This window comes from Mycobacterium sp. NPDC003449 (genome assembly GCF_053588415.1).
Map to the genome: position 1 here is coordinate 1 of NZ_JBSFPX010000112.1, position 23,287 is coordinate 23,287.

Below are 23,287 nucleotides of genomic sequence, written 5' to 3' on the forward strand. Positions count from 1 at the left end.
TGTTCGTCGGGGCCACCCGACATCCCGATCGGGGTGACGTTGACCAGCACCGCCGCGGTGAGGTCGCCGACGTCGGCCGCGTAGCGGTAGCCGAGCCGCGCGGCGAGTGCGGCGCCGGCCGAGCGGTTGCGCGCGACGATGGTGCCGTCGCGAAATCCGTTGCCGGCGAACGCCGCCGCGACCGCAGCGGCCATCCCGCCGCTCCCCCGGATGAGCACCGTGGCATCCCGGTCGAGCCGGTCGATCAGGTTCTGCACGGCGAGGTAATCGGTATTGCTGGCGGTGAGACGTCCGCCGGGCACCGAAAGGTCGTTGACGATGGTGTTGACCGCGTCGATCGCCCGCGCCGACGGCTCGATCTCGTCGACCAGGGCCATGACGTCGCGTTTGAACGGCATCGACACCGAACAGCCCCGGATGCCCAGTGCGCGCACACCACCGATGGCGGCGGCGATGTCGGTCGTGGTGAACGCCTTGTAGACGAAGTCCAGCCCCAGTTCCTCGTAGAGGTAGTTGTGGAACCGGGTGCCGATATTGCTCGGCCGCGCGGCCAGCGATATGCACACCGTGGTGTCCTTGTTCAGTGGCGGCCTGCTGTGTGGCGGCGTCACTGGCCCACCGCCCGGATCACCTGGCGGGTCGCCGCCCGGATCTGGGCGACGACGTCGTCGCTGAACGGCACCGTCTCGGCGGGCGGAACGTCCACCTCGGTCGTCACGACGCCGAGATCCTCGCGTTCCCAGGTCGCGCCGAGCCGGTCCAGAATCTTGCGCATCGCGTAATTGTCGCTCAGCACCCTGGCGCTGAAGCGTTCGATGCCGACGTATCCCGCCGACACCACCAGCGCCCCGAGCAGGAACGTGCCGATGCCCCGGCCCTGATAGTCGTCGCCGACGGTGAAGGCGACCTCGGCCGTGGTCGATCCGTGCCCCTCGCGGACGAACCGGGCGTCGGCGATCACCGGCCCCAGCGCCCCCTCGGTCATCACCCAGACGAAATGGTCGGCGTAGTCGACCTCGAACAGGTACTCCAACAGGGCCCGGGTCGGCTTGCGCACGGATTGGAAACGGCGGTAAAGGGTTTCGCTGGAGAATTCGACCGGCCCGTTGAGCGTGCGCTCGACGTCACCGGGCAGCACGGGCCGCAGGTAGAACCAGTCGCCGCTGCGCACCTGCACCGGGATCGGGGTGATGAAGGCGGCCAACCGTTGCCGGGCGAGCCGTACCAGCCTGCCGAACATGCCGGGCAGGTGCAGGATCACCTCGAACGCCTCGCGGTCCCCGACCCATCCGGTCAGCGGTTCGATCGCCAGCACGGTCGCGGTGCGCGGTGCGTCGCGCAACAACCCGATCTCCCCGATGATCAGACCGGGCTCGATCTCGACTTCGATCGATTCGCCGTCGGCACCCTCGTGGGTGGCCCGCGCGCGCCCGGACGCGATCAGCATGAACGTGACCGCGCGGTCGCCCTGCCGGATCAGTTCCTGGCCGGCCTCGGCCGAGAGCGGGCGCAGCTTGCCGGCCAGTGGCGCCAGGGCGGCAAGCGGGCATCCGGCGAAGAACTCGAGCGCTGCCAGATCGTCAACGCGGACCTCGCCAGGTTCGGCCACGCCCTCAGGCTAGTCCTCTCCCGTCTCGTTCCCCGCCGCTTCGCTCGCCCGCTACGACGCGACCTTGCAGGCGGTCAGGGCTTGACGAAGCCTTCCTCGCCGAGCACCTTCTGGCCGGCCTCACCGCTGACCAGGTCGATGAAACCCTTGGCCAGGTCCTGGTGCTCGGACTGCTTGAGCACCGCGATCGGGTAGGTGTTGACGGCCTGGTCGGATTCGGGGAAGTCGACGCTGGTCACCTTGTCACCGGCACCCGCGGCATCGGTGACGTAGACGATCCCGGCGTCGGCCTGTCCGGTGGTCACCTTGCCCAGCACGTCGGTGACCGAGTTCTCCTCGCTGACCGGCGACAGCGTCACCCCGGTGGCCTTCTCCACCTTCTCGGTGGCCCCGCCACACGGCACCGGAGGCGCACAGACCACGACCGACAGTCCTGGTTTGGTCAGGTCCTGAAAAGTTTTGATGCCCTTGGGGTTTCCGGGGGCCACGGCGATGGTGAGGGTATTGGTGGCGAACTTGACCGGATTGCCGTACACCAGTCCGGCGTGCACGGCCTTGTCCATGTTGCGGGTGTCGGCCGAGGCGAACACATCGGCGTCGGCACCCTGGGTCAGCTGGGTCACCAGATCCGAGGAGCCGGCGAAGGAGAACTCGACCGACGCGCCCGGATTGTCGGCCTTGAACTGCTCGCCGATCTCGGTGAACGCCGTCTTGAGCGAGGCCGCGGCGAACACCGTGATCGACCCGGCCGCCGCGTCCGTGCCGGAGGCTCCGGCGCATCCGCTGACCAGGGCCATCGTCACCACACTGGCAGCTGCCAGCGCCCGCACACCCATCATGATTGCCCCCTCGGGGTTTCCACGATCACGGTGGTGGCCTTGACCACCGCCACCGCGACACTTCCTGGTTCGAGGCCGAGTTCGCGCACCGACCGCGTGCTCATCAGCGACACCACGGTGAACGGTCCGCACTGGATCTCCACCTCGGCCATCACCTCGTCGGCGACGACGTTGGTGACCAGCCCGGCGAACCGGTTGCGCGCCGAACTTCCGATACCCAACGGGTCCTTGGGCGCCGCGGCGGCGTGCGCGCGGGCGAACGCGGCCAGCGCGGCTCCGTCGATCACCTTGCGACCCGACGCGTCGAGGTGTGCGGCCAGGGTCCCGTCGTCGATCCAGCGCCGCACGGAATCGTCACTGACCCCCAGCAGCTCGGCCGCGTCGCGGACCCGGATATCAGGCACCGCGACAGCCTAACGAGCGCGCACGCCGCAAACAACCGTATCCGCGGATCAAACCCGCCCTATACAGCCGCAGACACGGATCTCGGCGGCTACAGCTCGAACCCGAGGCCGTCGAGTTCGAGGGCTTTGCCGTGCAGCCGCTGGCCGAGGTAGATATCGGTCTGCATGAGCCGCTCGACATGCCACCGGATGTCCTCGGCATGTTCCCTCGAGGCGGTGTAGCGCACGGCCATTGTCGTCACGTCGACCCGGTGGGTGTCGCGCACCGAAAGGTCCTCGGCGACCGCGAAGCCGTCGGCCTCGGCCGCGGCGATGGCCTCGAGCACCTGCTCCACCGCGCGCCGGACATCGCGGCTGCCGTCCTCGGCGATATTGGCCGCCTCGCGCTGGATGTCACCCTGCTTGCGGACGATCACGGCGTCATTGGTGACGCGGTCCAGCACGGCCTCGGCGGCCGAACCCGACCATTCCGTCCCACCCGGCTCGGAGATGTTGCGCCGATGCCACTCGAACAGCTCCTCGGACTCAGCGGCCAGCTGACGCCAGCGGGCCGCCGCATTCTCCAGATGCGTTGTGTCCCATGCCTCTATCCGGGACCTCGTCGGCGCGTCAGCAGATGGGAGAGTGGGGTCGGTCGCGATCACATCAGCTCCGCCAGGCCTCCAGCAGTCTGAGTATCGATGGCCTCGTACTGGACGCCGGCCGCAGACAGCACCTCGGCCTGGCCGCTCACCCTGGCGGATTGACGGGTGCGCGCCGAGAGCACGGCGCTGTCCATCGCCGACAGTCCCCTGTAACTGGGCTGGCTGTTGTCTGCGCCCGCGCGAGCATCCACGGTCAACTCGGCAGCGATCAGCTCGCTATTGGCGGCACCCGCGTTCAGCCCGCTCCAGTCGACCCTAAGACCGTTCGCCATTCAATCCCCCAGTGGCAATCTATTCCAGGCAGGCTATCCCACCGCCGGGTCGGTGATCTATCGGTAAGGACAAATTCTCAGGCCCGATCACACCACGCAATGCGCGATAGCCGAATCGCAGATTAGTCCCTCGGCCCGCGATTAGCGCACGTGGGGTCCTATGGGGCAACAGTGACGAGGCACAGCTAGGCCGGCGTCCCGAAAAAACGCACGGACGGTCGGATCTAGCAAAATCTTGGCGCCGAATATCGCGCTGTCACAGCAGCTCTGGCCCCGAGCGTGTGGTCGGGCCCCGGCGGCATGGGTGGGACATCGGGGATCGAGTGAGACTGCAGAATCGCAATGGCGCCGAAATCGTCGTTGTACCGCGGATTGTTTGACCCCGCCATTCCGCATTCGGTCGCGGCGCCCATCACATGCGAATTGCGTGCGTGAAAGCGGTCGCGTCGGTACGGCCGATTACCGACCGCCCCGCCCGGCCGCACCGGGCGCCGGCGCGGGCCACCTAAAGGACGGTGGTGTGCGCCGGGCTTTGACACCCGTTCCCGGCCGCCCACGCCGGGGCGCGCCGGTCGCGACGACTCAACTGTCGCCGACGACAATAAAACGTCGCGGCGGCGGTTCGGCACAGCAAAAATCTGGGGCTGGACGACCGCCGAGGAGCGCTTGAGCGCTCAGGCCGCGACGCCGCTGAGGTTGGCCCGCGCGGACTTGACGAAGTCGTCGACCAACGGGTTGGGGTCGCCGGCCCGGGTGGCCACCATGACCTTGCTGGCGGGAAAATCCTCGACCGGCACGGTCACCAGATCGGGACGCAACGAGGTGCGCCGGTCCCCGACCGGTATCACCGCGATCGCCTGGCCGCTCGCGATGAGTTCGAGCCGGTCCTGGAAGGTCTCCCCGACCGGGCCCGCCGAGATCGGCCCGGGGTCACTGAGCCGATAGGTATCCGTCGGGTAGATCGAACGGGCGCCGCCGTGCGGGCAGATGAAATCCTCCCCGGCGAAGTCGTCGGTCGTCACCGATGCGCGCCCGGCCAGCCGATGTCCGGTCGGCACCACCAGCATCCGCGGCTCCTCGTAGAGCACCGTGATCCGGGTGCCGTCACCCACTTCGAGCAGCGGGTCGCGGGCGACCAGCACGTCGACCGTCCCGTCGGTCAACGCCCGGCCGTCCTTGCACTCCAGATGGCGGGTGCCGATATCGGCCTTCGGGCGACGGCGACGCAGGTCGCTGACCGCCGGGGTGACGATGAGGTCTTCGAGGTAGCCGATCACGACCTTGCCGGCCGGGGTGTAGGCGCGGGCCGTGAGCGCCGCCCGGCGGGCCGCCTGCAGCAGCTGCTGCGCCTGTGGGTAGAACGCCTCGCCCGCCTCGGTGAGCCGACTGCCCCTCGGCGTCCGGTCCAGCAGGCGCACGCCGAGACGACGCTCCAGCCGCTGGATCTGGCGGCTCAGTGCCGGCTGGGCCAGGTGCAGTTCGGCGGCGGCCCGGCCGAAGTTCTGGTGTCGGGCCACCACGGTGAAGTACCGCACCAACCGGAGCTCGAGGTCGCTGCCGAGATCGTTCATGACCAGAATCAACCCGGCTCGCGGTCTGGGGTATTCCGTTTCGGCATGCCGTGGTGCCGAACGGGTCTTGGACACCCGCGCCGGGCCCGCCGAAGACTGAGACGGTGAATGCAGGCAGACATCAAGGCAGGAACGTCGTCATCACCGGCGGGAGCAGCGGTCTCGGGCTGGCGACCGCGCAGCAACTGGTCGACGAGGGCGCGCGCGTCCTGATCACCGGGCGGACCCGGACAACGCTGGAGGACGCGGGCAGACGGCTCGGCACCAACGCCGTCACCGTCCGCAACGACGCGGGCTCGATGTCCGATATCGACGCGCTGGCCGACCGGGTCAGAGCCGAATTCGGCACGGTGGACGCATTGTTCGTGAACGCGGGGATCGGCAGCTTCGACCCGTTCGATGCGGTCACCGAGCAGACCTGGGACGAGGTTTTCGCGATCAACACCAAGGGACCGTTCTTCACCGTGCAGAGGTTGGTCCCGCTGCTCGCCGAGGGCAGTGGCGTGGTGCTGACCACGTCGATCGCGAACCAGACGGGTTGGGATGCGCTCAGCGTCTACTCGGCCAGCAAGGCGGCCCTGCGCTCGATGGCCCGCACCCTCAGCCGCGAACTGCTGCCCCGAGGAATCCGGGTGAACGCGATCAGCCCCGGCTCGGTCGACACGGGCAAGCTGGAGAAGGAGGTACCGGAGAAGGCCGCTGCCCTCAAGGCCGAGTTCACCGAGAGCAGCCCGATGAAGCGTTGGGGCAACCCAGACGAATTCGCAAGGGCGGCAGTGTTCTTGGCATTCGACGCGACGTTCATGGCTGGGACCGAGCTCATCGTCGACGGCGGCGAGTCCCAACTATGAACTCCTATGCGGGCAAACGCGTCGTCATCACCGGCGGGACCAGCGGCATCGGACTCGCCACCGCGAAGGCACTGAGCGCGGGCGGGGCCCGGGTCATCGTCACCGGCCGGACGCCCGCATCGCTGGAGGCCGCAAGGGCCGAACTCGGTGCGGGCGCGATCGTCGAACGCAGCGACGCCGTCTCCGGGATCGACGCCCTCGTCGAACGAGCCGCAGCCGAGTTCGGCGGCGTCGACCTGCTCGTGCTCAACGCCGGCGCGACCCTGGCCACACTCGTGGACCAGACCAGCGAGGCCGATTACGACCGGGTCTTCGAGCTCAACACCAAGGCCCCGTTCTTCACGGTGCAGAAGTTCCTGCCACTCATCGCCACCGGCGGCGCGATAGTGCTCACCACCTCGGTCAGCAACGTCAAGGGCATCGCGGCGACGAGCGTGTACTCCGCGACCAAGGCCGCACTGCGGTCCATGACACGCACATTCGCCAGGGAACTGATCGGCCGCGGCATCCGGGTCAACGCGGTGTCCCCCGGTCCGGTCGACACCGGCATCCTCGAACGATCGATGCCGGTGGAGGAGGCCCGGCGGTTCAAGAACCAGATCAGGGCCGACAACCCGATGGGCCGGTTCGGCGAAACCGATGAGGTGGCCAAGGCCATCGTCTTCCTCGGGTTCGACGCCACCTACACCACGGGCACCGAACTCGCCGTCGACGGCGGCGCGTCCCAGCTCTGAATACCGCTCACGCCGGCGATACCGCGCCGACCACCGACAGCAGCTGCAGCTTCTCGTAGCTTTCGCTGCCCGGTATCGCGGTGTAGACCAGCAGCGAATGCGACGCCTCGGGGTCCAGCAGGATCTGGCAGTTGAGTTCGAGGGCCCCGACGTCGGGGTGCTGGTAGCGCTTGATCTCGCGCGGCCGGATGCCGACCTCGTGTTCCTTCCACAGGTCGCGGAACTCCTCGCTCCGGTCGGTGAGCAGCTCGGCCAGCCCGGCGGCCTTCGACCCGGGCCCCCGCAGGGTCAGCACCCCGCGAAGCCCCGAAACATACATCCGCGAATAGAACTCGTGATCCTCACCCGGGTACAGGTCGCGCGCGGCGGGCTCGGTGAACCACCGGTAACCGATGCTGCGCGCCGGGCCGGTGTAGCGGCAATTATCGCCGACCAGCGCGACGCCCAGCGGGGTCTGGCGCAGCGTCTCCCCCAGCTCGGTGACGATCTCGGCGGCGGTGTCGGTGAGCCGGTCGAGGATCCGCAGCATCCCGGGGCCGATGTGATCGGTGCCGGGGCCGCGGGCCGGCGCCTGATGTCCGGCAAGGCGGAACAGATGGTCGCGCTCGTCGCGCGAGAGGTGCAGCCCCTGCGCGATCGAGGCGACCATCTGCTCGGAGGGTTGCGGGCCGCGCTCGCGTTCCAGCCGCGCGTAGTAGTCGGTCGACATGTGGCACAGCGCGGCGATCTCCTCGCGCCGCAGCCCCTTGGTCCGGCGGCGCTGCCCGCGGGGCAGACCGACATCCTCGGGCTGCAATGCCTCGCGGCGGCGGAGAAGGAACTCGGCCAGCCCGGCGCGATCGATCATGCCTGCATCATCCCCTGGGCCGGATCGCCCAGCCACGGATCGTCAGGCCGTGGATAGCCGTGGCCCGGTCCTCCAGCCTGGAGTACATGCCGAATACGACGTACGACATCACCATTCCCGACCTCTCCGGAAAACGGGCGGTCGTCACCGGGGCCAGCGACGGCGTCGGGCTCGGTATCGCGACGTGGCTGGCCGGCGCGGGCGCCGAGGTGATCATGCCGGTCCGCAATCCGGGCAAGGGTAAGGCCGCAATCGCCGCGATCCGCGACCGGCACCCGTGGGCGAAGCTGTCACTGGAGGCATTGGATCTGTCCTCGCTGGCGTCGGTGGCGGCGCTCGGCGACAAGCTGTGTGCCGAGGGAGCTCCGATCCACCTGCTGATCAACAACGCCGGGGTGATGACCCCGCCCGACCGGCAGACGACCGTCGACGGGTTCGAGCTGCAGTTCGGCACCAACCACCTGGGCCATTTCGCGCTCACCGGGCGGCTGCTGCCGCTCCTGCGGGCCGGCCGCGCCAGGGTGACCTCCCAGACCAGCGTCGCCGCCCGCAGCGGCGCGATCAACTGGGACGACCTGAACTGGCAGCAGGGCTACGACGGTATGCGCGCCTACCGGCAGTCCAAGATCGCGGTGGGGTTGTTCGGGTTGGAGCTCGACCGCCGCAGCCGGGCCGCCGGCTGGGGCATCACCAGCAATATCGCCCATCCCGGCGTCGCCCCGACCAGCCTGCTGGCGGCCCGCCCAGAAGTGGGGCGGGCCAAGGACACCGGTGGTGTCCGGATGATCCGCTGGCTGTCGGCACGGGATCTGATCGTGGGGACCGTGGACAGCGCGAAGTTCCCGGCCCTGCTGGCCGCGACCGCTCCCGAGGGCGGCGGGTGCTACGGACCGCAGTGGCCGGGCAACGTCGGCGGCCCGCCCGGACCGCAGAAACTGTGGAAACCGCTGCGCGACAACGTGAATGCCTCGCGGATGTGGACGGTGTCGCAGGAACTCACCGGCGTCACGCCGGCGTGACGCCCGCGAACGCCTTGGGGGTGTAGCCGAAAGTGCTTCGGAAGACGTGAATGAACGCACTCGGCGTCGACCAGCCGCACTGATAGGCGACCGTCGTCACCGAGGTGCCGTCGGCCAGCAGGACCAGCGCCCGGTGCAGTCGCAACTGGGTGCGCCATTGCGGAAAGGTCATCCCGAGATCGGAGCGGAACAGTCGAGACAGGGTGCGCTCGCTGGCGCCGACGACCCGGCCGAGCTCGGCCAAGGTCCTGGAGTCGCTCGGGTCGGCGCGCAGGATGTCGCAGACCCGACACAACTGCGGGTTCGCCGGAGCCGGCAGGTGCAGCGGCTGTTGCGGCGAGGCGCGCAACTGGTCGAGGAGCACCGCCCGAAGACGCGTGCGTTCCGGGCTGTCCGAGTCGTCGCGGGTGTACGCGGCGATCAGCTCGCGCAGGAGTGGGCCGACCTTCAGTACGGTCGGCGACGTCAAACCGAGTGGGTTGTCCGCGGCGGGCAGACCGATCAGGTGCATCTGCGTTTCACCGTGGGCCCGGTGTTCATGAGGAACGCCCGCCGGAATCCAGATGGCCCTGGTGGCGGGCGCGACCCACGATCCGTGGTTGGTCATCACCGTCAGAACGCCGCTTCCGGCGTAGACGATCTGGTGGTCGTCGTGGTGGTGCAGGTCGATGGCCTCACCGGAGGCGAGTCGCCGGGTGTAGGTCGGCGCGACCGGCGTGTGGCGGATTTTCGACATCATCTGTCAGATTAATGAAAGCCGGACAGGCCGTCCAACCCGAACATGGAAGGCATGCGACGGAACACCGGTATCGCGCTGCTGGCTGCCGGACACGCGTGTGTCGATGTCTACCAAGGTTCGGTGGCCGCCCTTGTGCCGTTCTTCGTCGCGCAGCGGCAGTACGCCCTCGCGGCGGCATCGGGTCTGGTCCTGGCGGCGTCGCTGCTGTCCTCGGTCGCGCAACCGTTGTTCGGCGCGATCGCCGACCGCTTCGCGTTGCCCTGGCTCCTCCCCGGCAGCATGCTGCTCGGCGGCGCGGGTATCGCCGTCTGCGGCCTCAGCGGCTCCTACGGCTGGACACTGGCATTCGTCGCCCTGTCCGGAATCGGCGTGGCCGCCTACCATCCCGAGGCGGCCCGGGTGGCGCGCCTGGCCAGCGAGGGCAGCCACCGTGCGATGGCCTACTTCTCGACCGGAGGGAACTTCGGCTTCGCCCTGGCTCCGCTGATGGTCGCCGCGGTGGTGGGGGTCAACGGGCTGCGGTGGACACCGATGCTGATCCTTCCCGCGATCGCCGGCGTCTCGGTGACCATCCCGGTCCTGCGCGGATTGCAGCGGCGCCAGGCGAAGACGACCGCCGCGGTGGCGTCCGGCCGCGACGACGTCCGCTCGTTCGCGAAACTGTCTCTCGCGGTGGTGTTCCGGTCCATCGCGTTCGTCGGGCTGAGCACGTTCATCGCGCTGTTCGTGCAGGGCCGCATGGGCGGTAGCAGCTTCGCCGGCACCGCCGCGCTGTTCATCCTGTTCTTCGGCGGCGTCATCGGTTCGGTGTGGGGCGGTTATCTGGCGAGCAGATGGGACCGGGCCACGGTCACGCGGTGGGCGTATCTGGTTTCGATCTTCGCGATCGAGGGCGTGGTAACCGTTCCGGGTCCGGCGGTGTACCCGTTCATCGCGTTGACCTCCGTCGGCCTGTACGTGCCGTTCTCACTGCAGATCACGCTGGCACAGGACTATCTGCCGTCGCGGGTGGGCACCGCCAGCGGCGTCGCCCTCGGCTTGACCGTCAGTATCGGCGGACTGGCCAGCCCGGTCATCGGCACGCTCGCGCAGGTCACGACGCTGCAGATCGCGCTGATTCCGCTGATCGCCATGCCGCTGGCCAGTTGGTTGTGCTTCCGGTCGCTGCGCGACCCGGAATCACCGGCAAAAAATACCGATGACCTGCTCAAATCTGGTGGAGTTAAGGGGATTCGAATTCCCTGACCTACTCGATGCGGACGGGGATGACCGCCACCTAGGCATCCAGGGTGGCAGCCAGTGCTCTAGTTTCGCGCAGCAGCGCCTCGCTCAACTCTGCCAGCCCCTCGCCTGTGCTCTTCGACGCAACGTCGGCGATTGCGGCCGGCAAGCCTGTCATCATGTCGCGAGTTCGGGCCACCAGCCGGTCAGGGTCGGTTCCAGTGTTCGTCGCGAAGCGTTCGATGTGCCTCATTCTCACGTCGCCAAACTTGTTGTGGCCGCCGAGTGACATCGCGACGCGATCAAGACCTGATCCCTCTCGGCGCTCGTACGGGAGAATGCTTGCAACGTCATAGATGGGCGCGAGCGTGACATCCTCGCCGTCAAGGATTACCGAGTAGTTCTTGGCGTGGCCGTCCGGCGCGCCTAAGAAATACTGCGCGACCACGGCATCCGTGAATCGGTCGACGTCGCGTTGAGAAGCAACTTTCGATAGCAGTTGACTGATGTCGACGGCCGACGGCCCCCCGTTGGATGTGTATTTGTACTGCGGCCAGACCGACAGGGCTTGGCACATGTCTTCTTGGTGGATCCGCACGATCGTGCCGTTCGGGAGACGGAGTCGGTCGTAACGTTCTATGACAATCGCTTCGGCTCCGTCGAATGACATGAAATCTGTCTTCGCCGTGACGATCCCGACCTGTTCGAGCGCGCGGAGGCACAGGTGTTCATTGAGGGCTTGACCTGGATAGTGCCCGATACCAGGTTTGATGATGTGCGTGCTAGGTGCACTACCGTGTGCCCACGCCCATTCATTATCTGGCGTTCGAGCCACGGTGAACTTTGATTGAGCACCAGCGAGGCTCCATCCGTCGGCGGCGTCTGCCCAGTGAGATGGATGAGAAACCAGTTCGCGTAAGCGCTTTCCGATTATTGTCTCCGAGACGACCGCCAAACTTCCCTGTCGAGCAAGGACATTCTCAATCTCGGCCGGGGCGGCTAGTTGCGCCGCACCCGCGACATCGTGGCCGACTCGCTCGAGTAGTTCAGTCGCGTTGCTCGCTGAAACTCCCAGTTCACGTGCCCAATTCTCACGGACCTGGTCGTCGTCTGGAAGCAAGTTGGAAAGCCACGGAGCGGTGATGCGATGGTCGTAGCTTTTCCCTATCGCAAGCGGCATCGACAGCGATAACGGAGTTGCATCCGGGTCGTCCGCGTACTCGTCGATGTAGGTAAATCTGGGTTTGCCATCGGCCTGAGTAACTACTCCGATGAGCCGACCACTGAGTGCTACGACTAGCTCAGTCATCTGACGGGGCCATCCTCACCAGGGGGATTCAAAGGCTCAGTGTGGGCGGACCGATTGATTTCATCCAGATATTGCTTCACCGTTTTGCGATCACTTGTCGGCTTCGGCAACTTGCGTGGGGTAATGGTGAGCCGGTAGCCGAGTGCGGTTGCGATTTGGGCAACACGGCCGACCTCCCCCCTGGGGCTACCGGACTCCGCACGACTGACCAACTGTCGGGAGACACCGGCACGGTCACCCAGCTCGTCCTGAGTCAGCCCAGCTTCGATCCGCGCGTTGCGCAACGCCGCACCAAGTTGCATGAGCTGTCGATCGACCCGCGGCTGAGACATGATGTTACGGTACCATCACATGATTCGTATGTTATGGGTCCAGAACATGGACTTGATGGACCAGTTAGCTCTGAGACATGTCGCTTCACTATGTTCTAAGTGCGCAACATAATCCTAGTGTTATGGCTCCATAACGTGATCGTCTCCGGAAATTCCAGCTGGCGCGGCCAACGCCACAGCCGTTCAGCGGATGCTGCGGACGGACTGCCGACGACCAATCGGAAAAGCCGCAGATCATGTCTCTGATCTGCGGCTTTACTGTGGAGCTAAGGGGAATCGAACCCCTGACCTACTCGATGCGAACGAGTCGCGCTACCAACTGCGCCATAGCCCCTGATACCGAAGCAAAAGGCTACCAGCCTGCGTCCGTTCTTCCGAAACCGGACGCGCTACTGCCCAGAAGCGCGGGGTAGATCGTATTCGCGGGGCGGCGGCGCGTACTCCAGGTGCTCGAAGACCGGGTCCTCATCGTCGATGTCCAGCACCGCGGCACCCGGCCTGCGCAGCCGGGCAGGCACCACGTCGAGTTTGTGATCGTCGGTGTTCTCCACACCCAGCCGGGACCGCATCATCCGGGCGGCCCTGCGACGGCGCAGCTGCTCCTCGATCCGGGTCTGGCGGCGCAGGTAGGCCAGGTACAGCAGGGTGATCGCGGCGACCGTCCCACACACGTACCAAGCGGTCGGCGTGAGCAGGAACGCCGCGGCCGCCGAACCCACCAGCAGCACCGCGAACACCGCGAGCACCCGCTTGCGGAACTTGTACTTGCGGGCGCTGACCTCGGCCGCGGTCTTGGATTCGAACCGCCGCTGCCGCGACGCGCTGAGCGGGGTAACGCGCGCATCCGCGGGCTCACCTTCGCCCTCGCCGTCGGATTCGGCTTCCAGCCCGGACGAGTCGTCGACGTATTCGTATTCGTCGGCCGTGGGATCGGACTCGGCCTCATCGGTCACGTCCTCGGCGACGGCCTCGGCGGTGTCGGCGCCGACCTCGAAGAACTCTTCGGGATCGTCGAGATGGAGCTGCAGCTGATCGGTTTCGGCCTCGTCGACAGGGTCGACGGCTTCGTCCTCGTCGACGGCTTCGACCGGTTCAGCTTCGGCCTCGTCGACAGACTCCTCCTCGAGGACCGTGCCGACCGGCAGTGCACCGGAATCGACGTCGACGACATCGACGTCGAGGTAGTCGGGTTCGGCCGGTTCGGCGACCGCGGCCGCGACCACCACCGAACGCTTCGGTTGGGCCTCGGGCTCGTCGAGTTCAGCCTCGAACGGCTCCTCGAGATGGTCCTCGGTCGGCTGCCAGTGCGGGTCGCTGTGATGGCCCGCCGCGGGACCGCGCCGTAACCGCTGAGCGTTGCGCCCACTGTTGAGCACGCGCGTCGCGAGGGCGACATCGCTGGTGCGCCGGACCGAATCGCGCTTGCTGATCAGCATCGGCACCAGCACGAACAGCCAGAGAACGACGAGAGAGATCCACAGCAGTGATTGGGGGATGCTTGGCATGACGCCTTTCCTTTCCCCTCCAGGCTAGGTCTGTGACCAGCGCATCCATCGATGGCGCGCCGACCCAATTACACACCTGTAATTCACTGGATTCAAGCACCAACAGTCACAAATGTCACATTAGTAACACGATTGGGCGTCTGGGCCCCGTCGAATTCGACGTAAGCGTTGCGTTCGGGCGCGTGCGGCGACGGTTACGTCAAGCTCGCGGACCGGGCGCCGAGACCCCCGACAGTCTCAGCACCAGCCGGCCTTCCCGGCGTGCACCAGGGCCTGCGCGGCCGACTCCGACTGCTCCTCCATCGTGATCGCCACCAGCAGGTGATCGCGCCAACCGCCGTCGACCTCCAGGTAACGCTTCAGCAGACCCTCCTCGCGGAACCCGACCCGGGCCAGCACCGCGCGGCTGATCACGTTCTCCGGCCGCACCGTGGCCTCCACCCGGTGCAGCCGCACCCCGTGGAAACAATGGTCCAGCCCCAGCGCGAGGGCGGCCGTCGCGACCCCGCCACCGGTCTTCGCGCTGGCCACCCAGTAGCCGATCCACGCCGAGCGCAACGCCCCGTGGGTGACGTTGCCGATGGTCAGCTGACCGGCGTACTGCCCGTCCAGCTCGATCGCGTAGGGCAGCATCCGCCCCCGCCTGGCCTCGGACCGCAGCCCCGAGCAGATCGCGGGCCACGACGAAACCGCATGCCGTACAGCCCAATCCACTCCGGTGACCGGCTCCCACGGCTCCAGGTGGGCGCGATCGGCCAGCCTGATCCGGCTCCACGCCGCGGCATCTCGCAGCCGCACCGGCCGTAGCCGCACCACCCCGGCGGGTACCCGCAGCGGACCGATGGGCTCAGGCCAGCCCGGATGAACACCACCGGAACGGAACGGGCTCATCGAGTCAGCCGCGCTGGGCCAAGAACGCGACGTCGACCGTCTCGCCGGTGCGGATCTCCTCGGCCTCGCTGGGCACCACCACCAGACAGTTGGCCTCGGCGAGGGTGGCCAGCAGATGTGTGGACGCACCGGGGGCGCCACCGAGCGCCTGCACCAGGTATTCACCGCTGTCCTGGTCGCGCATCAGCTGCCCGCGCAGGAAGCCCTTGCGACCCGGCACCGACGTGATCGGGGCCAGCGTGCGGGCCTGCACCACCCGCCGCATCGGCTGACGCTTACCCAGCGACAACCGGATCAGCGGGCGCACCATGACCTCGAACACCACCAGCGCGCTCACCGGATTAGCCGGCAGCAGGAAGACCGGCACGCCTTCGCGCCCCAGCTGCCCGAAGCCCTGCACCGAACCCGGATGCATGGCGATCCGGGTGACCTCCATATCGCCGAGTTCGGAGAGCACCGTGCGGACCGATTCGGCGGCGGCGCCGCCAACGGCCCCGGCGATCACCACGATCTCGTTCCGGTTGACCTGGCCTTCAACGGTTTCCCGCAGTTCCCGCGGATCGGCGCTGATGATGCCGACCCGGTTGACCTCGGCGCCGGCGTCGCGGCCCGCCGCGGCCAGCGCATAGGAGTTCACGTCGTAGACCTGCCCGGTGCCCGGGTTGCGGGACACGTCGACGAGTTCGCCGCCCACACACATCACCGACAGCCGCGGCCGGGGATGCACCAGCACCCGGTCGCGCCCCACCGCGGCCAGCAGGCCGACCTGGGCCGCCCCGATGATCGTGCCGGCCCGCACCGCGACATCGCCGGGCTGCACATCGTCTCCGGTGCGCCGCACATAGGCGCCCGAGCGCACCCCGCGCAGCACCCGGACCCGGTTCTTCCCGCCGTCGGTCCAGCGCAGCGGCAGCACCGCGTCGGCCAGCGTCGGCATCGGCGCGCCGGTCTGCACCCGCGCCGCCTGGCGGGGTTGCAGCCGGCTGGGCGTGCGCGCACCGGCCTCGACCGACCCCATCACCGGCAGGCTGATCTCGCCGCCGCCATCGCCGCCGCCGTCCTCGGCGTCCGAATCGCCCACCGCGAGCACATCGACGCTGCGCACCGCGTAGCCGTCGATCGCGGCCTGATCGAACCCCGGCATGGGCCGCTCGGTGACGACCTCTTCGGCGCACATCAGGCCCTGCGATTCGGCGATGGCCACCCGCACCGGTCTGGGCGCCACCGCGGCGGCCGCTACCCGGGCCTGCTGTTCCTCCACCGAACGCACAACTCGCCTTTCTACCCTGTGCCGGGCCCGGCGGCGCCGCGCGGACGGCTAGCGCTGCGGCTAGTTCCCGGCCTCGGCCAGACCCAGTCGTTCGACCAACCACCGCCGCAGATCCGGGCCGTAGTCGTCACGTTCCAACGCAAAGTCAACCGCAGCCTTCAGGTACCCGCCGGGATTTCCCAGGTCGTGTCGAGCGCCGCGGTGCACGACGACATGCACCGGATGGCCGTCCTCGATCAGCAGGGCGATGGCGTCGGTGAGCTGGATCTCACCGCCCACACCACGTGCGACGCGGCGCAGCGCGTCGAAGATCGCCCGGTCCAGGACATACCGCCCGGCCGCGGCGTACGGCGACGGCGCATCCTCGGCCCTGGGCTTCTCGACCATGCCCTTGACCCGCAGGATGTTCGGGTTGTCCGCGTCGGGCACCGCCTCGACGTCGAAGACGCCGTACGCGCTGATCTCGTCGCCGGGCACCTCGATCGCGCACAGCACCGTGCCGCCGCGTTTGGCCCGCACCTTCGACATGGTCTCCAGCACCCCGGTCGGCAGCACCAGGTCGTCGGGCAGCAGCACCGAGACGGCGTCCTCGTCGGGGCCCAGGCTCGCCTCCACACAGCTCACCGCATGTCCCAGCCCGAGCGGTTCGGCCTGCACCACCGATTCGACCTTGATCAGGGCGGGGGCGCGGCGCACCTTCTCCAGCATCTTCACTTTGCCGCGGGCCTCCAGCGTGCCCTCGAGCACGAGGTCCTCGACGAAGTGCGCGACGACGCCGTCCTTGCCCGCCGAGGTGATGATGACCAGCCGTTCGGCGCCGGCTTCGGCGGCCTCGGCCGCGACGAGTTCGATACCGGGCGTGTCGACGACCGGCAGCAACTCCTTGGGAACGGTCTTGGTTGCCGGGAGGAATCGTGTTCCCAAACCCGCAGCCGGGACGACCGCCGTATGAGGTATGGGCACCAACGGTGCCGCCTTTGAAGGCGTGGTCATCGTTCACACACTAACGTCCAACCTGAAATGGTGGAGGCTATGGTCCCGATGGTCCCTGCGCCGACGAAGACGCAATTGCGCAGGCAAATTCTGCGGAACCGGCGCTCGTTGCCGGGCGGGCTGCGCGACGCCGAGGCGCGGGCCCTGTGCCGCAGCCTGCCCGGTCTGGCCGAGTCCGGCCGGACGGTGTGTGCCTATGTTCCGGTCGGGACCGAGCCCGGCTCCACCGCGCTGCTCGACGGCTTGCTGGATCTCGGTGTGCGAGTGTTGCTTCCGGTTGCCCGCAACGATGCCGACGGCGTTCCGCAGCCGCTGCGGTGGGGGGTGTACCGCCCCGGCGGCCTGGTCGGGGCGGCCTTCGGATTGCGCGAACCGGCGCGTCCGTGGCTGGGGCCCGATGCGGCCGCGGAGGCCACGGTGATCCTGGTCCCGGCGCTGGCCGTGGACCGTTTCGGGGTCAGGCTAGGGCGTGGCGCCGGTTTCTACGACCGCACGCTCGGCCTCGCGCGCACCGGCGCGCGGCTGGTCGCGGTGGTGCGCGACGACGAACTCGTCGACCAACTGCCCGCCGAACCCCACGACGTGCGGATGACGCATGCGCTGACCCCGGCGCGCGGGCTCGTGTCCCTCGGGGCCTGAGCGAATTCTCAGCCCGCATTCCGCCACCTGAGCGGCAGCCCCGGGCATAGCGTGCCTCTTGGCAGTTTTGTGGTCTGAGTCATCTTGATGAAGGGGACCGACATGGGTGAAACCCCCGCACTGAAAAAAGCTTTGAGCCAGCGTCAGCTTCGGATGATCGCCATCGGCGGGGTCATCGGCGCGGGCCTGTTCGTCGGTTCCGGGGTGGTGATCGGCGATACCGGCCCCGGCGTCTTCATCACCTACGGGCTGGCCGGCGTGCTGATCATCATGGTGATGCGGATGCTGGCCGAGATGGCGGTGGCCAATCCGTCGACCGGATCCTTCGCCGACTACGCCCGCAACGCGCTCGGCAACTGGGCGGGCTTCTCGGTGGGCTGGCTGTACTGGTATTTCTGGGTCATCGTCGTCGGATTCGAGGCGATCGCCGGCGCCAAGATCATCCAGTACTGGATGGACGTTCCGCTGTGGCTGACCGCGCTGATCCTGCTGATAGCGATGACGGCCACCAATCTGTTCTCGGTGTCCTCGTTCGGCGAGTTCGAGTACTGGTTCGCCGGCGTGAAGGTGGCCGCAATCCTGGTGTTCATCGGGCTGGGTTCGCTGTATGTGCTTGGCGTGTGGCCGAACAAGAGCCTGGATTTCTCCAACCTGACCGCGCACGGCGGGTTCTTCCCGCTCGGCGCGACGGCCATCACGGTCGGCGTCGTGACGGTGATCTTCTCGATGGTCGGCGCCGAGATCGCCACCATCGCGGCGGCCGAGTCCGCCGATCCGGAACGGGCCGTGGCCAAGGCCGCCAACTCGGTGATCGTGCGTATCGCGCTGTTCTTCGTCGGCTCGGCGTTCCTGCTGGTGACGATCCTGCCGTGGAACGGCGACCAGACCTCGGCGTCGCCGTTCGTCGCGGCGTTCACCGAGATCGGCATCCCCTACGCCGACCACATCATGAACGCGGTGGTGCTGACGGCCGTGCTGAGCTGCCTGAACTCGGGCATGTACACCGCATCGCGGATGCTGTTCGTGCTGGCCGCCCGGCGTGAGGCGCCGCCCCAACTGGTCGCGGTGACCCGCCGCGGGGTGCCCGCGGCGGCCATCCTCACCTCGTCGGTGATCGGTTTCATCTGCGTGATCGCGGCGGCGTTCTCGCCCGACACGATCTTCGCGTTCCTGCTCAACTCCAGCGGCGCGGTGATCCTGTTCGTCTACCTGCTGATCGCGATCTCGCAGATCGTGCTGCGCTACCGGACCTCCCCGGACCAGCTCAAGGTCAAGATGTGGCTGTTCCCGGTGCTGTCTATCCTCACCGCGGCGTGCATCGCGGCGATCCTGGTGCAGATGTATGTGCAGGGCGGGGACAACCGCAAAGCCCTGACCCTGAGCCTGTTGTCGTGGGCGGTGGTGATCGCGCTGTTCCTGGCGAACCGGATGTTCATCGGCAAGCGTCCCGAGGTGGCGGATGCGGCGCCGGCCGCCCATCCGCACCGGGTGCTGGTGCTGGCCAACCAGACCGTGCAGTCCGGTGAGCTGCTCGACGAGCTTCGGCGGATCGGCGCCGACCGGGACGCCGTCTACCGCGTGGTGGTGCCGGCCAGCCCGATCGACACCGGGGTGGCCGCAACCCATGGGCCGCTGGATATTTCGGAGGCCACCCAGCGGGCCGCCCAGACCCGCCTGGATCAGACGCTGACCACCCTGCGGTCCGAGAGCCTGGATGCGGACGGTGAGCTGGGCGACTACCGGCCGCTGCGCGCACTGTCCGCCGCGGTCGAGGCGTTCCACCCCGACCAGATCGTGATCTCGACACTGCCACCCGAGGATTCGGTGTGGCAGCGGTTCGACGTCGTCGACCGGGCCCGCGCCGAACACCAGATTCCGGTGACGCATGTGGTGGCGCGGATCCGCGCCGGGGAGCGTGCCTGATGACCATCCTGGCCGCGTTCAGCGCCAGTAGGCACAGCAGCGCACCGCTGCATCTGGCCGCCCAGATCGCGCGCTCGACCGGCGACAAGGTGGTGGCCGCGGCGGTGGTGGAACGGCCGTGGCCGCCGCGCGGCGACCCGGTGGAACAGGAGTATCTGCGTTACGTCACCGGACAGGCCAATCAGTCCCTTGAGCGGGCCGCGACGGCCCTGCCCACCGATGTCGAGGTCTCCACCGTCATCAGTGAATCCACGTCGATCCCAACGGGTTTGACCGATCTCGCGGCCGCCAACCAATCGAGCCTGGTGGTGGTCGGGTCCTCCTCGGCCGGGTTACTGGGCCGGGTCGCCCTGGGCAGCGTCACCGAACGGCTGGTGCACACCGCACAGCTTCCGGTCGCGATCGCACCGCGCGGGTATGCGCAGCGCAGCGGCCGGATCCGCAGGCTCACCGCGGCCTACGGCGGGGAGGCCGACGTCAACGGACTCATCCCGGCGGTCGCCGAGCTGGCCAAGGCCTGGTCGGCGAGCCTGCGCATCGTCTCGTTCACGGTGCGCAATGTGGCGGCCTTCGCGGGCAGCATCGAGTCCTCGGCCGAGGACCTCGTGGTGGCACAGTGGTCCCGGCGTACCCGTGAGGATATCGCCAGGCAGCTCAACGCCATTCGCGAGGATATGGCGGGCCCCGACGTCGACGTCGTGGTGGGCAGTGGGCATGACTGGAACACGGCGGTGGAAAGCGTGGGGTGGGAGACCGGCGACCTGCTGCTGCTCGGGTCGGGCGCGGCGGCCCAGTCCGCGCAGGTGTTCCTCGGCTCGGCCGCGGCCAGGATCCTGCGGCACTCACCGGTCCCGGTCATGGTGGTGCCTGCCCGGTAGCGTCGATGGCGGCGATCGAGCGGTTCTGGCTCGACTCGAACGGAGTGTTACCCAACCACTCCCGCCAGACCGCCGGGTCACCGACCACCCGTATACGGGTGTCGTCGAGCAGCCGCCGGCGAACCGCCACCAACAGCAGGTCGTCGGCGGCTCCCCGCAGCACCACGTCCGCCGGACCATCGCCGGCCGACCACTCGAGACCGGCATCGGCACCCCGAACGGCCCACTCGGCGTCGACGTCGGCGGCCACGAAAGTCAGCCGTCGGCCGGGCATCAACGGCGCGGAGCCGGGACCCGATTGCGCGACAACGCGTTCCAGGAACTCGGTGAGGGCGTCGGCGGCCACCTCCGCGGCCAGCGGATGCGTCGTCCCGGCGGCGATCGCCGCGTCGACGGCGTGCAGCATGGTGTCGTAGGCGCGACGCCGCAGCCACCACCGCGCCGGGCGGGGCCCGAGGAACGTCCACACGGCGGTGTCGGGCCCGGCGGACGCGACGGCGTCGATCAGCAGCGTCGCCCCGGCCCGCAGCCAGCCGGGCCCGCCGGCCGGGCCGGCAGGCGGTTCACTGTCCGGAACCGAGCGTGGGTCCAGCGCCGAATCGGCGCGCTGCGACACAAGTTCGGCGGCCCACCGGTTACCCCGGCCGACGTGACGGAACAGCTCGTCCACCGTCCATCCCGGGCAAGTGGGCACCGGGGCCGACGCGTCGCACCCGCCGATCAGCGACCCGAACGCGTGGGTCTCGTCCAGCAGGATCGACCGGTAATCCACCGTCACCTCACGGCCGCGAGGTCGGCAGCCACGGTGTTGGACAGCGTGCCGATGCCGGTGATGTCGACGTCGACGGTGTCCCCGACGACCATCGGCCCGACCCCGGCCGGACTCGCGGTGAGGATCACGTCCCCCGGGTGCAGGGTGATCCAGCGACTGATCCACCCGATGAGTTCGGCGACCCCGAAGATCATATCGTCGGTGCCGCAGTCCTGAACGGCGCGGCCGTTGAGCCGGGTGGTGATCCGAAGCGATTGCGGGTCTTCGATATCGGTCTCGATCCATGGGCCCATCGGGCCGAAGGTGTCGGCGCTCTTGGCCCTGGTCCACTGGCCGTCCGCGCGGAAGTCACTGGCCGTGACGTCGTTGGCGCAGGTGTAGCCGACGACATGCTCGAGCGCCCGGCTGGGCTCGACGTTGCGGGCGGTCCGCCCGATGACGACCGCGAGTTCACCCTCGTACTCCAGGCGTTGCAGCCCGTCCGGATACCTGATCGCATCGCCCGGATCCGCAAGAGTGTTGAGTCCTTTGAGGAACAGCACCGGTTGGGTCGGGGTCGCCAGCCCGGCCTCGGCGACCTGGCTGGCGTAGTTCGCCCCCGCACAGACGATCACCTTCGGCGTACACGGGTTGAGCAGCACCGCCTCGTCGAGGGCCGCGATCGGACGTCCGGGCCGCAGATGGGTCAAGCCGCCTTCGAGACTGCGAATTTCACCGCCGTCGAGAACACCGCTGCGCGGCGCGGATCCAGCATGATCAGTGAAGCGGATTATTCGCATCTCGCGCATCTCCATTCGACGGTGCCGGGACGAGTGCCTCGGCGACGAGTTCGACCGGGTGCCAGGCCGACCGGGTGGTCCCGTGGAAAATCTGCTCCCGGCACGAGGTGCCGGTCGCGGCGATGACGGCGTCCGGACCGGCATCCTCGATGGCCGGAAAGAGGCGGTCCGCCCCGACCGTCATCGACATCTCGTAGTGCTCGGCCTCGTAGCCGAAGGAGCCCGCCATCCCGCAGCAGCCGGCATCGATCTCGACGACGTCGGCGCCCGGTATCCGGCGAAGCAGGGCCACGGTGGCCGCGGTACCCACTTCCGCCTTCTGGTGGCAGTGCCCGTGATAGACGATCTGGCGGCCGGCCAGCCACGAGTCGGCCGCGAGCACCAGCCGGCCGTCGTCGATGGCCTCGGTCAGCAACTCCTCGACCTGTTTGACCCGGTCGGCGACCGCGCGCACCCGCGGATCGCCCGGCAGCATCGACTGGTGTTCGTCGCGCAGGGTGAACAGGCACGACGGCTCGCAGCCAACGATCGGTGATCCGTCGGCGGTGTTGACGGTCAGGTGTTCGACCATCGCGCTCGCCTTCGACTTGGCCTGGTCGACAAGGCCTTTCGACAGCGCCGACCGGCCACAGCAGCCACTGGTGACCAGTTCGACCGACCATCCGGACCGCTGCAGCAGTTCGATCGCCGCGCGACCGATGTGCGGTTCGGTGTAGGAGGTGAACGAATCGGCGAGGAAGTTGACAGTGCCGAGGCCCGCGGCCGGCTGGGACCGTCGCCCGGCCCTGCGGTACCAGCGGGGCAGGCTGGTGAATTTGTACTGCGGCATCGGACGGCGCGCCGCGATCCCGATCGACCGCTCCATCGCCTTGCGGACCAGGCGATTCCGGCCGGGCAGATTGGTCAGCGGGGCGAGCGCGGACCCCATCCGGTTGAGCAGCCGGATCGAACCGAAGATCCGGGAGCGCAGCGGCACCCCATGCAGATCGTGGTGGTGCGAGAGCGTCTCGCTCTTGAGCTTGGCCATGTCGACCCCGAGCGGGCATTCGGCCTTACATGCCTTGCACATCAGGCACAGGTCCAGGATCTCGTGCAGCCGCTCGTCGCCCAGCGAGGCTTGCGGGTTCGGATCGGAGAGGGCCTTCACCAGAGCGTTGGCCCGCCCACGGGTGGCGTGTTCCTCCTCGCGGGTGGCGATGTAGGACGGGCACATCACCCCCGTGGTGCTCTTGCGGCACTGGCCGAT

General features: G+C 68.1%; 25 protein-coding genes and 1 tRNA gene. 7 read left to right on the top strand and 19 right to left on the bottom strand.

Annotated features, from left to right (window positions below; genetic code table 11):
- The 7 genes from ACWDTP_RS24385 to ACWDTP_RS24415 all read right to left on the bottom strand — a co-directional run.
- Positions 1-611, bottom strand: a 611-nt coding sequence (locus ACWDTP_RS24385) for a shikimate 5-dehydrogenase (protein WP_450024529.1), incomplete at its 3' end; no start/stop codon positions are given.
- Positions 608-1,609 carry a GNAT family N-acetyltransferase gene (locus tag ACWDTP_RS24390; RefSeq protein ID WP_450024531.1) on the bottom strand — a complete coding sequence of 334 codons (1,002 nt, stop codon included), beginning with the start codon at positions 1,607-1,609 and terminating at the stop codon, positions 608-610. The genes ACWDTP_RS24390 and ACWDTP_RS24385, both read right to left, overlap by 4 nt.
- A gap of 74 nt (positions 1,610-1,683) precedes the next feature.
- Positions 1,684-2,448, bottom strand: a complete 765-nt coding sequence (gene modA / locus ACWDTP_RS24395; RefSeq protein ID WP_450024533.1) for a molybdate ABC transporter substrate-binding protein — start codon at positions 2,446-2,448, stop codon at positions 1,684-1,686.
- Positions 2,445-2,852, bottom strand: a complete 408-nt coding sequence (locus tag ACWDTP_RS24400) for a TOBE domain-containing protein (protein WP_450024535.1) — start codon at positions 2,850-2,852, stop codon at positions 2,445-2,447. Before ACWDTP_RS24400 ends, modA begins: the two co-directional genes overlap by 4 nt.
- 89 nt (positions 2,853-2,941) lie before the next feature.
- Entirely contained in the window at positions 2,942-3,496 is a 555-nt protein-coding gene (locus ACWDTP_RS24405; RefSeq protein WP_450024536.1) for a hypothetical protein, read from the bottom strand.
- Complete coding sequence (locus ACWDTP_RS24410) at positions 3,493-3,768, bottom strand: hypothetical protein (protein ID WP_450024538.1); 276 nt, start codon at positions 3,766-3,768, stop codon at positions 3,493-3,495. The genes ACWDTP_RS24405 and ACWDTP_RS24410 overlap by 4 nt, the downstream gene beginning before the upstream one ends.
- A gap of 674 nt (positions 3,769-4,442) precedes the next feature.
- Positions 4,443-5,339, bottom strand: coding sequence for a LysR family transcriptional regulator (locus ACWDTP_RS24415; protein WP_450024540.1), 897 nt, complete (start codon positions 5,337-5,339; stop codon positions 4,443-4,445).
- Positions 5,340-5,443: 104 nt separating this feature from the next.
- Here ACWDTP_RS24415 and ACWDTP_RS24420 point away from each other — a divergent pair, with 104 nt between their 5' ends.
- Both ACWDTP_RS24420 and ACWDTP_RS24425 read left to right on the top strand, forming a co-directional pair.
- Positions 5,444-6,190: an SDR family oxidoreductase gene (locus ACWDTP_RS24420; RefSeq protein ID WP_450024542.1), complete on the top strand. Its 747-nt coding sequence runs from the start codon at positions 5,444-5,446 to the stop codon at positions 6,188-6,190.
- The gene (locus ACWDTP_RS24425; RefSeq protein ID WP_450024544.1) at positions 6,187-6,924 is read left to right on the top strand and encodes an SDR family oxidoreductase; all 738 of its coding nucleotides are present in this window, start codon (positions 6,187-6,189) and stop codon (positions 6,922-6,924) included. The genes ACWDTP_RS24420 and ACWDTP_RS24425 overlap by 4 nt, the downstream gene beginning before the upstream one ends.
- A 7-nt stretch (positions 6,925-6,931) precedes the next feature.
- On the opposite strand, the gene ACWDTP_RS24430 is transcribed toward ACWDTP_RS24425, so the two are convergent.
- Positions 6,932-7,771 (bottom strand): helix-turn-helix transcriptional regulator, encoded by an 840-nt coding sequence (locus ACWDTP_RS24430; RefSeq protein ID WP_450024546.1) that lies wholly within the window; start codon positions 7,769-7,771, stop codon positions 6,932-6,934.
- Between the two features lie 86 nt (positions 7,772-7,857).
- Between ACWDTP_RS24430 and ACWDTP_RS24435 the strand changes: the two genes are divergently transcribed.
- Positions 7,858-8,790: an SDR family oxidoreductase gene (locus ACWDTP_RS24435; RefSeq protein ID WP_450024548.1), complete on the top strand. Its 933-nt coding sequence runs from the start codon at positions 7,858-7,860 to the stop codon at positions 8,788-8,790.
- Here ACWDTP_RS24435 and ACWDTP_RS24440 read toward each other — a convergent pair.
- On the bottom strand, positions 8,777-9,526 hold the full coding sequence (locus tag ACWDTP_RS24440) for an AraC family transcriptional regulator (RefSeq protein ID WP_450024550.1): 750 nt from the start codon (positions 9,524-9,526) through the stop codon (positions 8,777-8,779). The genes ACWDTP_RS24435 and ACWDTP_RS24440 overlap by 14 nt on opposite strands.
- 54 nt (positions 9,527-9,580) lie before the next feature.
- Between ACWDTP_RS24440 and ACWDTP_RS24445 the strand changes: the two genes are divergently transcribed.
- Entirely contained in the window at positions 9,581-10,774 is a 1,194-nt protein-coding gene (locus tag ACWDTP_RS24445) for an MFS transporter (protein ID WP_450024551.1), read from the top strand.
- A 31-nt stretch (positions 10,775-10,805) separates the two neighbouring features.
- On the opposite strand, the gene ACWDTP_RS24450 is transcribed toward ACWDTP_RS24445, so the two are convergent.
- From ACWDTP_RS24450 to ACWDTP_RS24480, 7 genes are all read right to left on the bottom strand, one after another.
- Positions 10,806-12,059, bottom strand: a complete 1,254-nt coding sequence (locus ACWDTP_RS24450) for a type II toxin-antitoxin system HipA family toxin (protein ID WP_450024553.1) — start codon at positions 12,057-12,059, stop codon at positions 10,806-10,808.
- Entirely contained in the window at positions 12,056-12,391 is a 336-nt protein-coding gene (locus ACWDTP_RS24455; RefSeq protein WP_450024555.1) for a helix-turn-helix domain-containing protein, read from the bottom strand. Before ACWDTP_RS24455 ends, ACWDTP_RS24450 begins: the two co-directional genes overlap by 4 nt.
- 261 nt (positions 12,392-12,652) lie before the next feature.
- A tRNA-Ala gene (locus ACWDTP_RS24460) sits at positions 12,653-12,725 on the bottom strand.
- A 55-nt stretch (positions 12,726-12,780) separates the two neighbouring features.
- On the bottom strand, positions 12,781-13,896 hold the full coding sequence (sepX, locus tag ACWDTP_RS24465; protein ID WP_450024557.1) for a divisome protein SepX/GlpR: 1,116 nt from the start codon (positions 13,894-13,896) through the stop codon (positions 12,781-12,783).
- A gap of 237 nt (positions 13,897-14,133) precedes the next feature.
- Positions 14,134-14,787 (bottom strand): GNAT family N-acetyltransferase, encoded by a 654-nt coding sequence (locus tag ACWDTP_RS24470; protein ID WP_450024559.1) that lies wholly within the window; start codon positions 14,785-14,787, stop codon positions 14,134-14,136.
- 4 nt (positions 14,788-14,791) lie between these two features.
- Complete coding sequence (glp, locus tag ACWDTP_RS24475) at positions 14,792-16,057, bottom strand: molybdotransferase-like divisome protein Glp (RefSeq protein WP_450024561.1); 1,266 nt, start codon at positions 16,055-16,057, stop codon at positions 14,792-14,794.
- 60 nt (positions 16,058-16,117) lie between these two features.
- Positions 16,118-17,050 (bottom strand): UTP--glucose-1-phosphate uridylyltransferase, encoded by a 933-nt coding sequence (locus ACWDTP_RS24480; protein ID WP_450024563.1) that lies wholly within the window; start codon positions 17,048-17,050, stop codon positions 16,118-16,120.
- 39 nt (positions 17,051-17,089) lie between these two features.
- Here ACWDTP_RS24480 and ACWDTP_RS24485 point away from each other — a divergent pair, with 39 nt between their 5' ends.
- The 3 genes from ACWDTP_RS24485 to ACWDTP_RS24495 all read left to right on the top strand — a co-directional run bounded on the left by ACWDTP_RS24485 (position 17,090) and on the right by ACWDTP_RS24495 (position 20,490).
- Positions 17,090-17,689 carry a 5-formyltetrahydrofolate cyclo-ligase gene (locus tag ACWDTP_RS24485; protein ID WP_450024565.1) on the top strand — a complete coding sequence of 200 codons (600 nt, stop codon included), beginning with the start codon at positions 17,090-17,092 and terminating at the stop codon, positions 17,687-17,689.
- A gap of 102 nt (positions 17,690-17,791) precedes the next feature.
- Positions 17,792-19,612, top strand: coding sequence for an amino acid permease (locus ACWDTP_RS24490; protein WP_450024567.1), 1,821 nt, complete (start codon positions 17,792-17,794; stop codon positions 19,610-19,612).
- On the top strand, positions 19,612-20,490 hold the full coding sequence (locus tag ACWDTP_RS24495) for a universal stress protein (RefSeq protein WP_450024569.1): 879 nt from the start codon (positions 19,612-19,614) through the stop codon (positions 20,488-20,490). Before ACWDTP_RS24490 ends, ACWDTP_RS24495 begins: the two co-directional genes overlap by 1 nt.
- On the opposite strand, the gene ACWDTP_RS24500 is transcribed toward ACWDTP_RS24495, so the two are convergent.
- The 3 genes from ACWDTP_RS24500 to ACWDTP_RS24510 all read right to left on the bottom strand — a co-directional run.
- The gene (locus tag ACWDTP_RS24500; protein WP_450024571.1) at positions 20,468-21,262 is read right to left on the bottom strand and encodes a maleylpyruvate isomerase family mycothiol-dependent enzyme; all 795 of its coding nucleotides are present in this window, start codon (positions 21,260-21,262) and stop codon (positions 20,468-20,470) included. The two genes, ACWDTP_RS24495 and ACWDTP_RS24500, sit on opposite strands and share 23 nt — an antisense overlap.
- Positions 21,263-21,264: 2 nt before the next feature.
- Positions 21,265-22,056 (bottom strand): fumarylacetoacetate hydrolase family protein, encoded by a 792-nt coding sequence (locus ACWDTP_RS24505; protein ID WP_450024573.1) that lies wholly within the window; start codon positions 22,054-22,056, stop codon positions 21,265-21,267.
- Positions 22,019-23,287 (bottom strand): (Fe-S)-binding protein (locus ACWDTP_RS24510; protein ID WP_450024575.1); only part of this gene is annotated, 1,269 nt, incomplete at its 5' end. The genes ACWDTP_RS24505 and ACWDTP_RS24510, both read right to left, overlap by 38 nt.

Coding starts and splice junctions, on each gene's coding strand:
- modA (WP_450024533.1), bottom strand. CDS start 2,448: ATGATGGGTGTGCGGGCGCTGGCAGCTGCCAGTGTGGTGACGATGGCC.
- ACWDTP_RS24410 (WP_450024538.1), bottom strand. CDS start 3,768: ATGGCGAACGGTCTTAGGGTCGACTGGAGCGGGCTGAACGCGGGTGCC.
- ACWDTP_RS24415 (WP_450024540.1), bottom strand. CDS start 5,339: ATGAACGATCTCGGCAGCGACCTCGAGCTCCGGTTGGTGCGGTACTTC.
- ACWDTP_RS24425 (WP_450024544.1), top strand. CDS start 6,187: ATGAACTCCTATGCGGGCAAACGCGTCGTCATCACCGGCGGGACCAGC.
- ACWDTP_RS24430 (WP_450024546.1), bottom strand. CDS start 7,771: ATGATCGATCGCGCCGGGCTGGCCGAGTTCCTTCTCCGCCGCCGCGAG.
- ACWDTP_RS24435 (WP_450024548.1), top strand. CDS start 7,858: ATGCCGAATACGACGTACGACATCACCATTCCCGACCTCTCCGGAAAA.
- ACWDTP_RS24440 (WP_450024550.1), bottom strand. CDS start 9,526: ATGTCGAAAATCCGCCACACGCCGGTCGCGCCGACCTACACCCGGCGA.
- ACWDTP_RS24445 (WP_450024551.1), top strand. CDS start 9,581: ATGCGACGGAACACCGGTATCGCGCTGCTGGCTGCCGGACACGCGTGT.
- ACWDTP_RS24450 (WP_450024553.1), bottom strand. CDS start 12,059: ATGACTGAGCTAGTCGTAGCACTCAGTGGTCGGCTCATCGGAGTAGTT.
- ACWDTP_RS24455 (WP_450024555.1), bottom strand. CDS start 12,391: ATGTCTCAGCCGCGGGTCGATCGACAGCTCATGCAACTTGGTGCGGCG.
- sepX (WP_450024557.1), bottom strand. CDS start 13,896: ATGCCAAGCATCCCCCAATCACTGCTGTGGATCTCTCTCGTCGTTCTC.
- ACWDTP_RS24470 (WP_450024559.1), bottom strand. CDS start 14,787: ATGAGCCCGTTCCGTTCCGGTGGTGTTCATCCGGGCTGGCCTGAGCCC.
- ACWDTP_RS24480 (WP_450024563.1), bottom strand. CDS start 17,050: ATGACCACGCCTTCAAAGGCGGCACCGTTGGTGCCCATACCTCATACG.
- ACWDTP_RS24485 (WP_450024565.1), top strand. CDS start 17,090: ATGGTCCCGATGGTCCCTGCGCCGACGAAGACGCAATTGCGCAGGCAA.
- ACWDTP_RS24490 (WP_450024567.1), top strand. CDS start 17,792: ATGGGTGAAACCCCCGCACTGAAAAAAGCTTTGAGCCAGCGTCAGCTT.
- ACWDTP_RS24495 (WP_450024569.1), top strand. CDS start 19,612: ATGACCATCCTGGCCGCGTTCAGCGCCAGTAGGCACAGCAGCGCACCG.
- ACWDTP_RS24505 (WP_450024573.1), bottom strand. CDS start 22,056: ATGGAGATGCGCGAGATGCGAATAATCCGCTTCACTGATCATGCTGGA.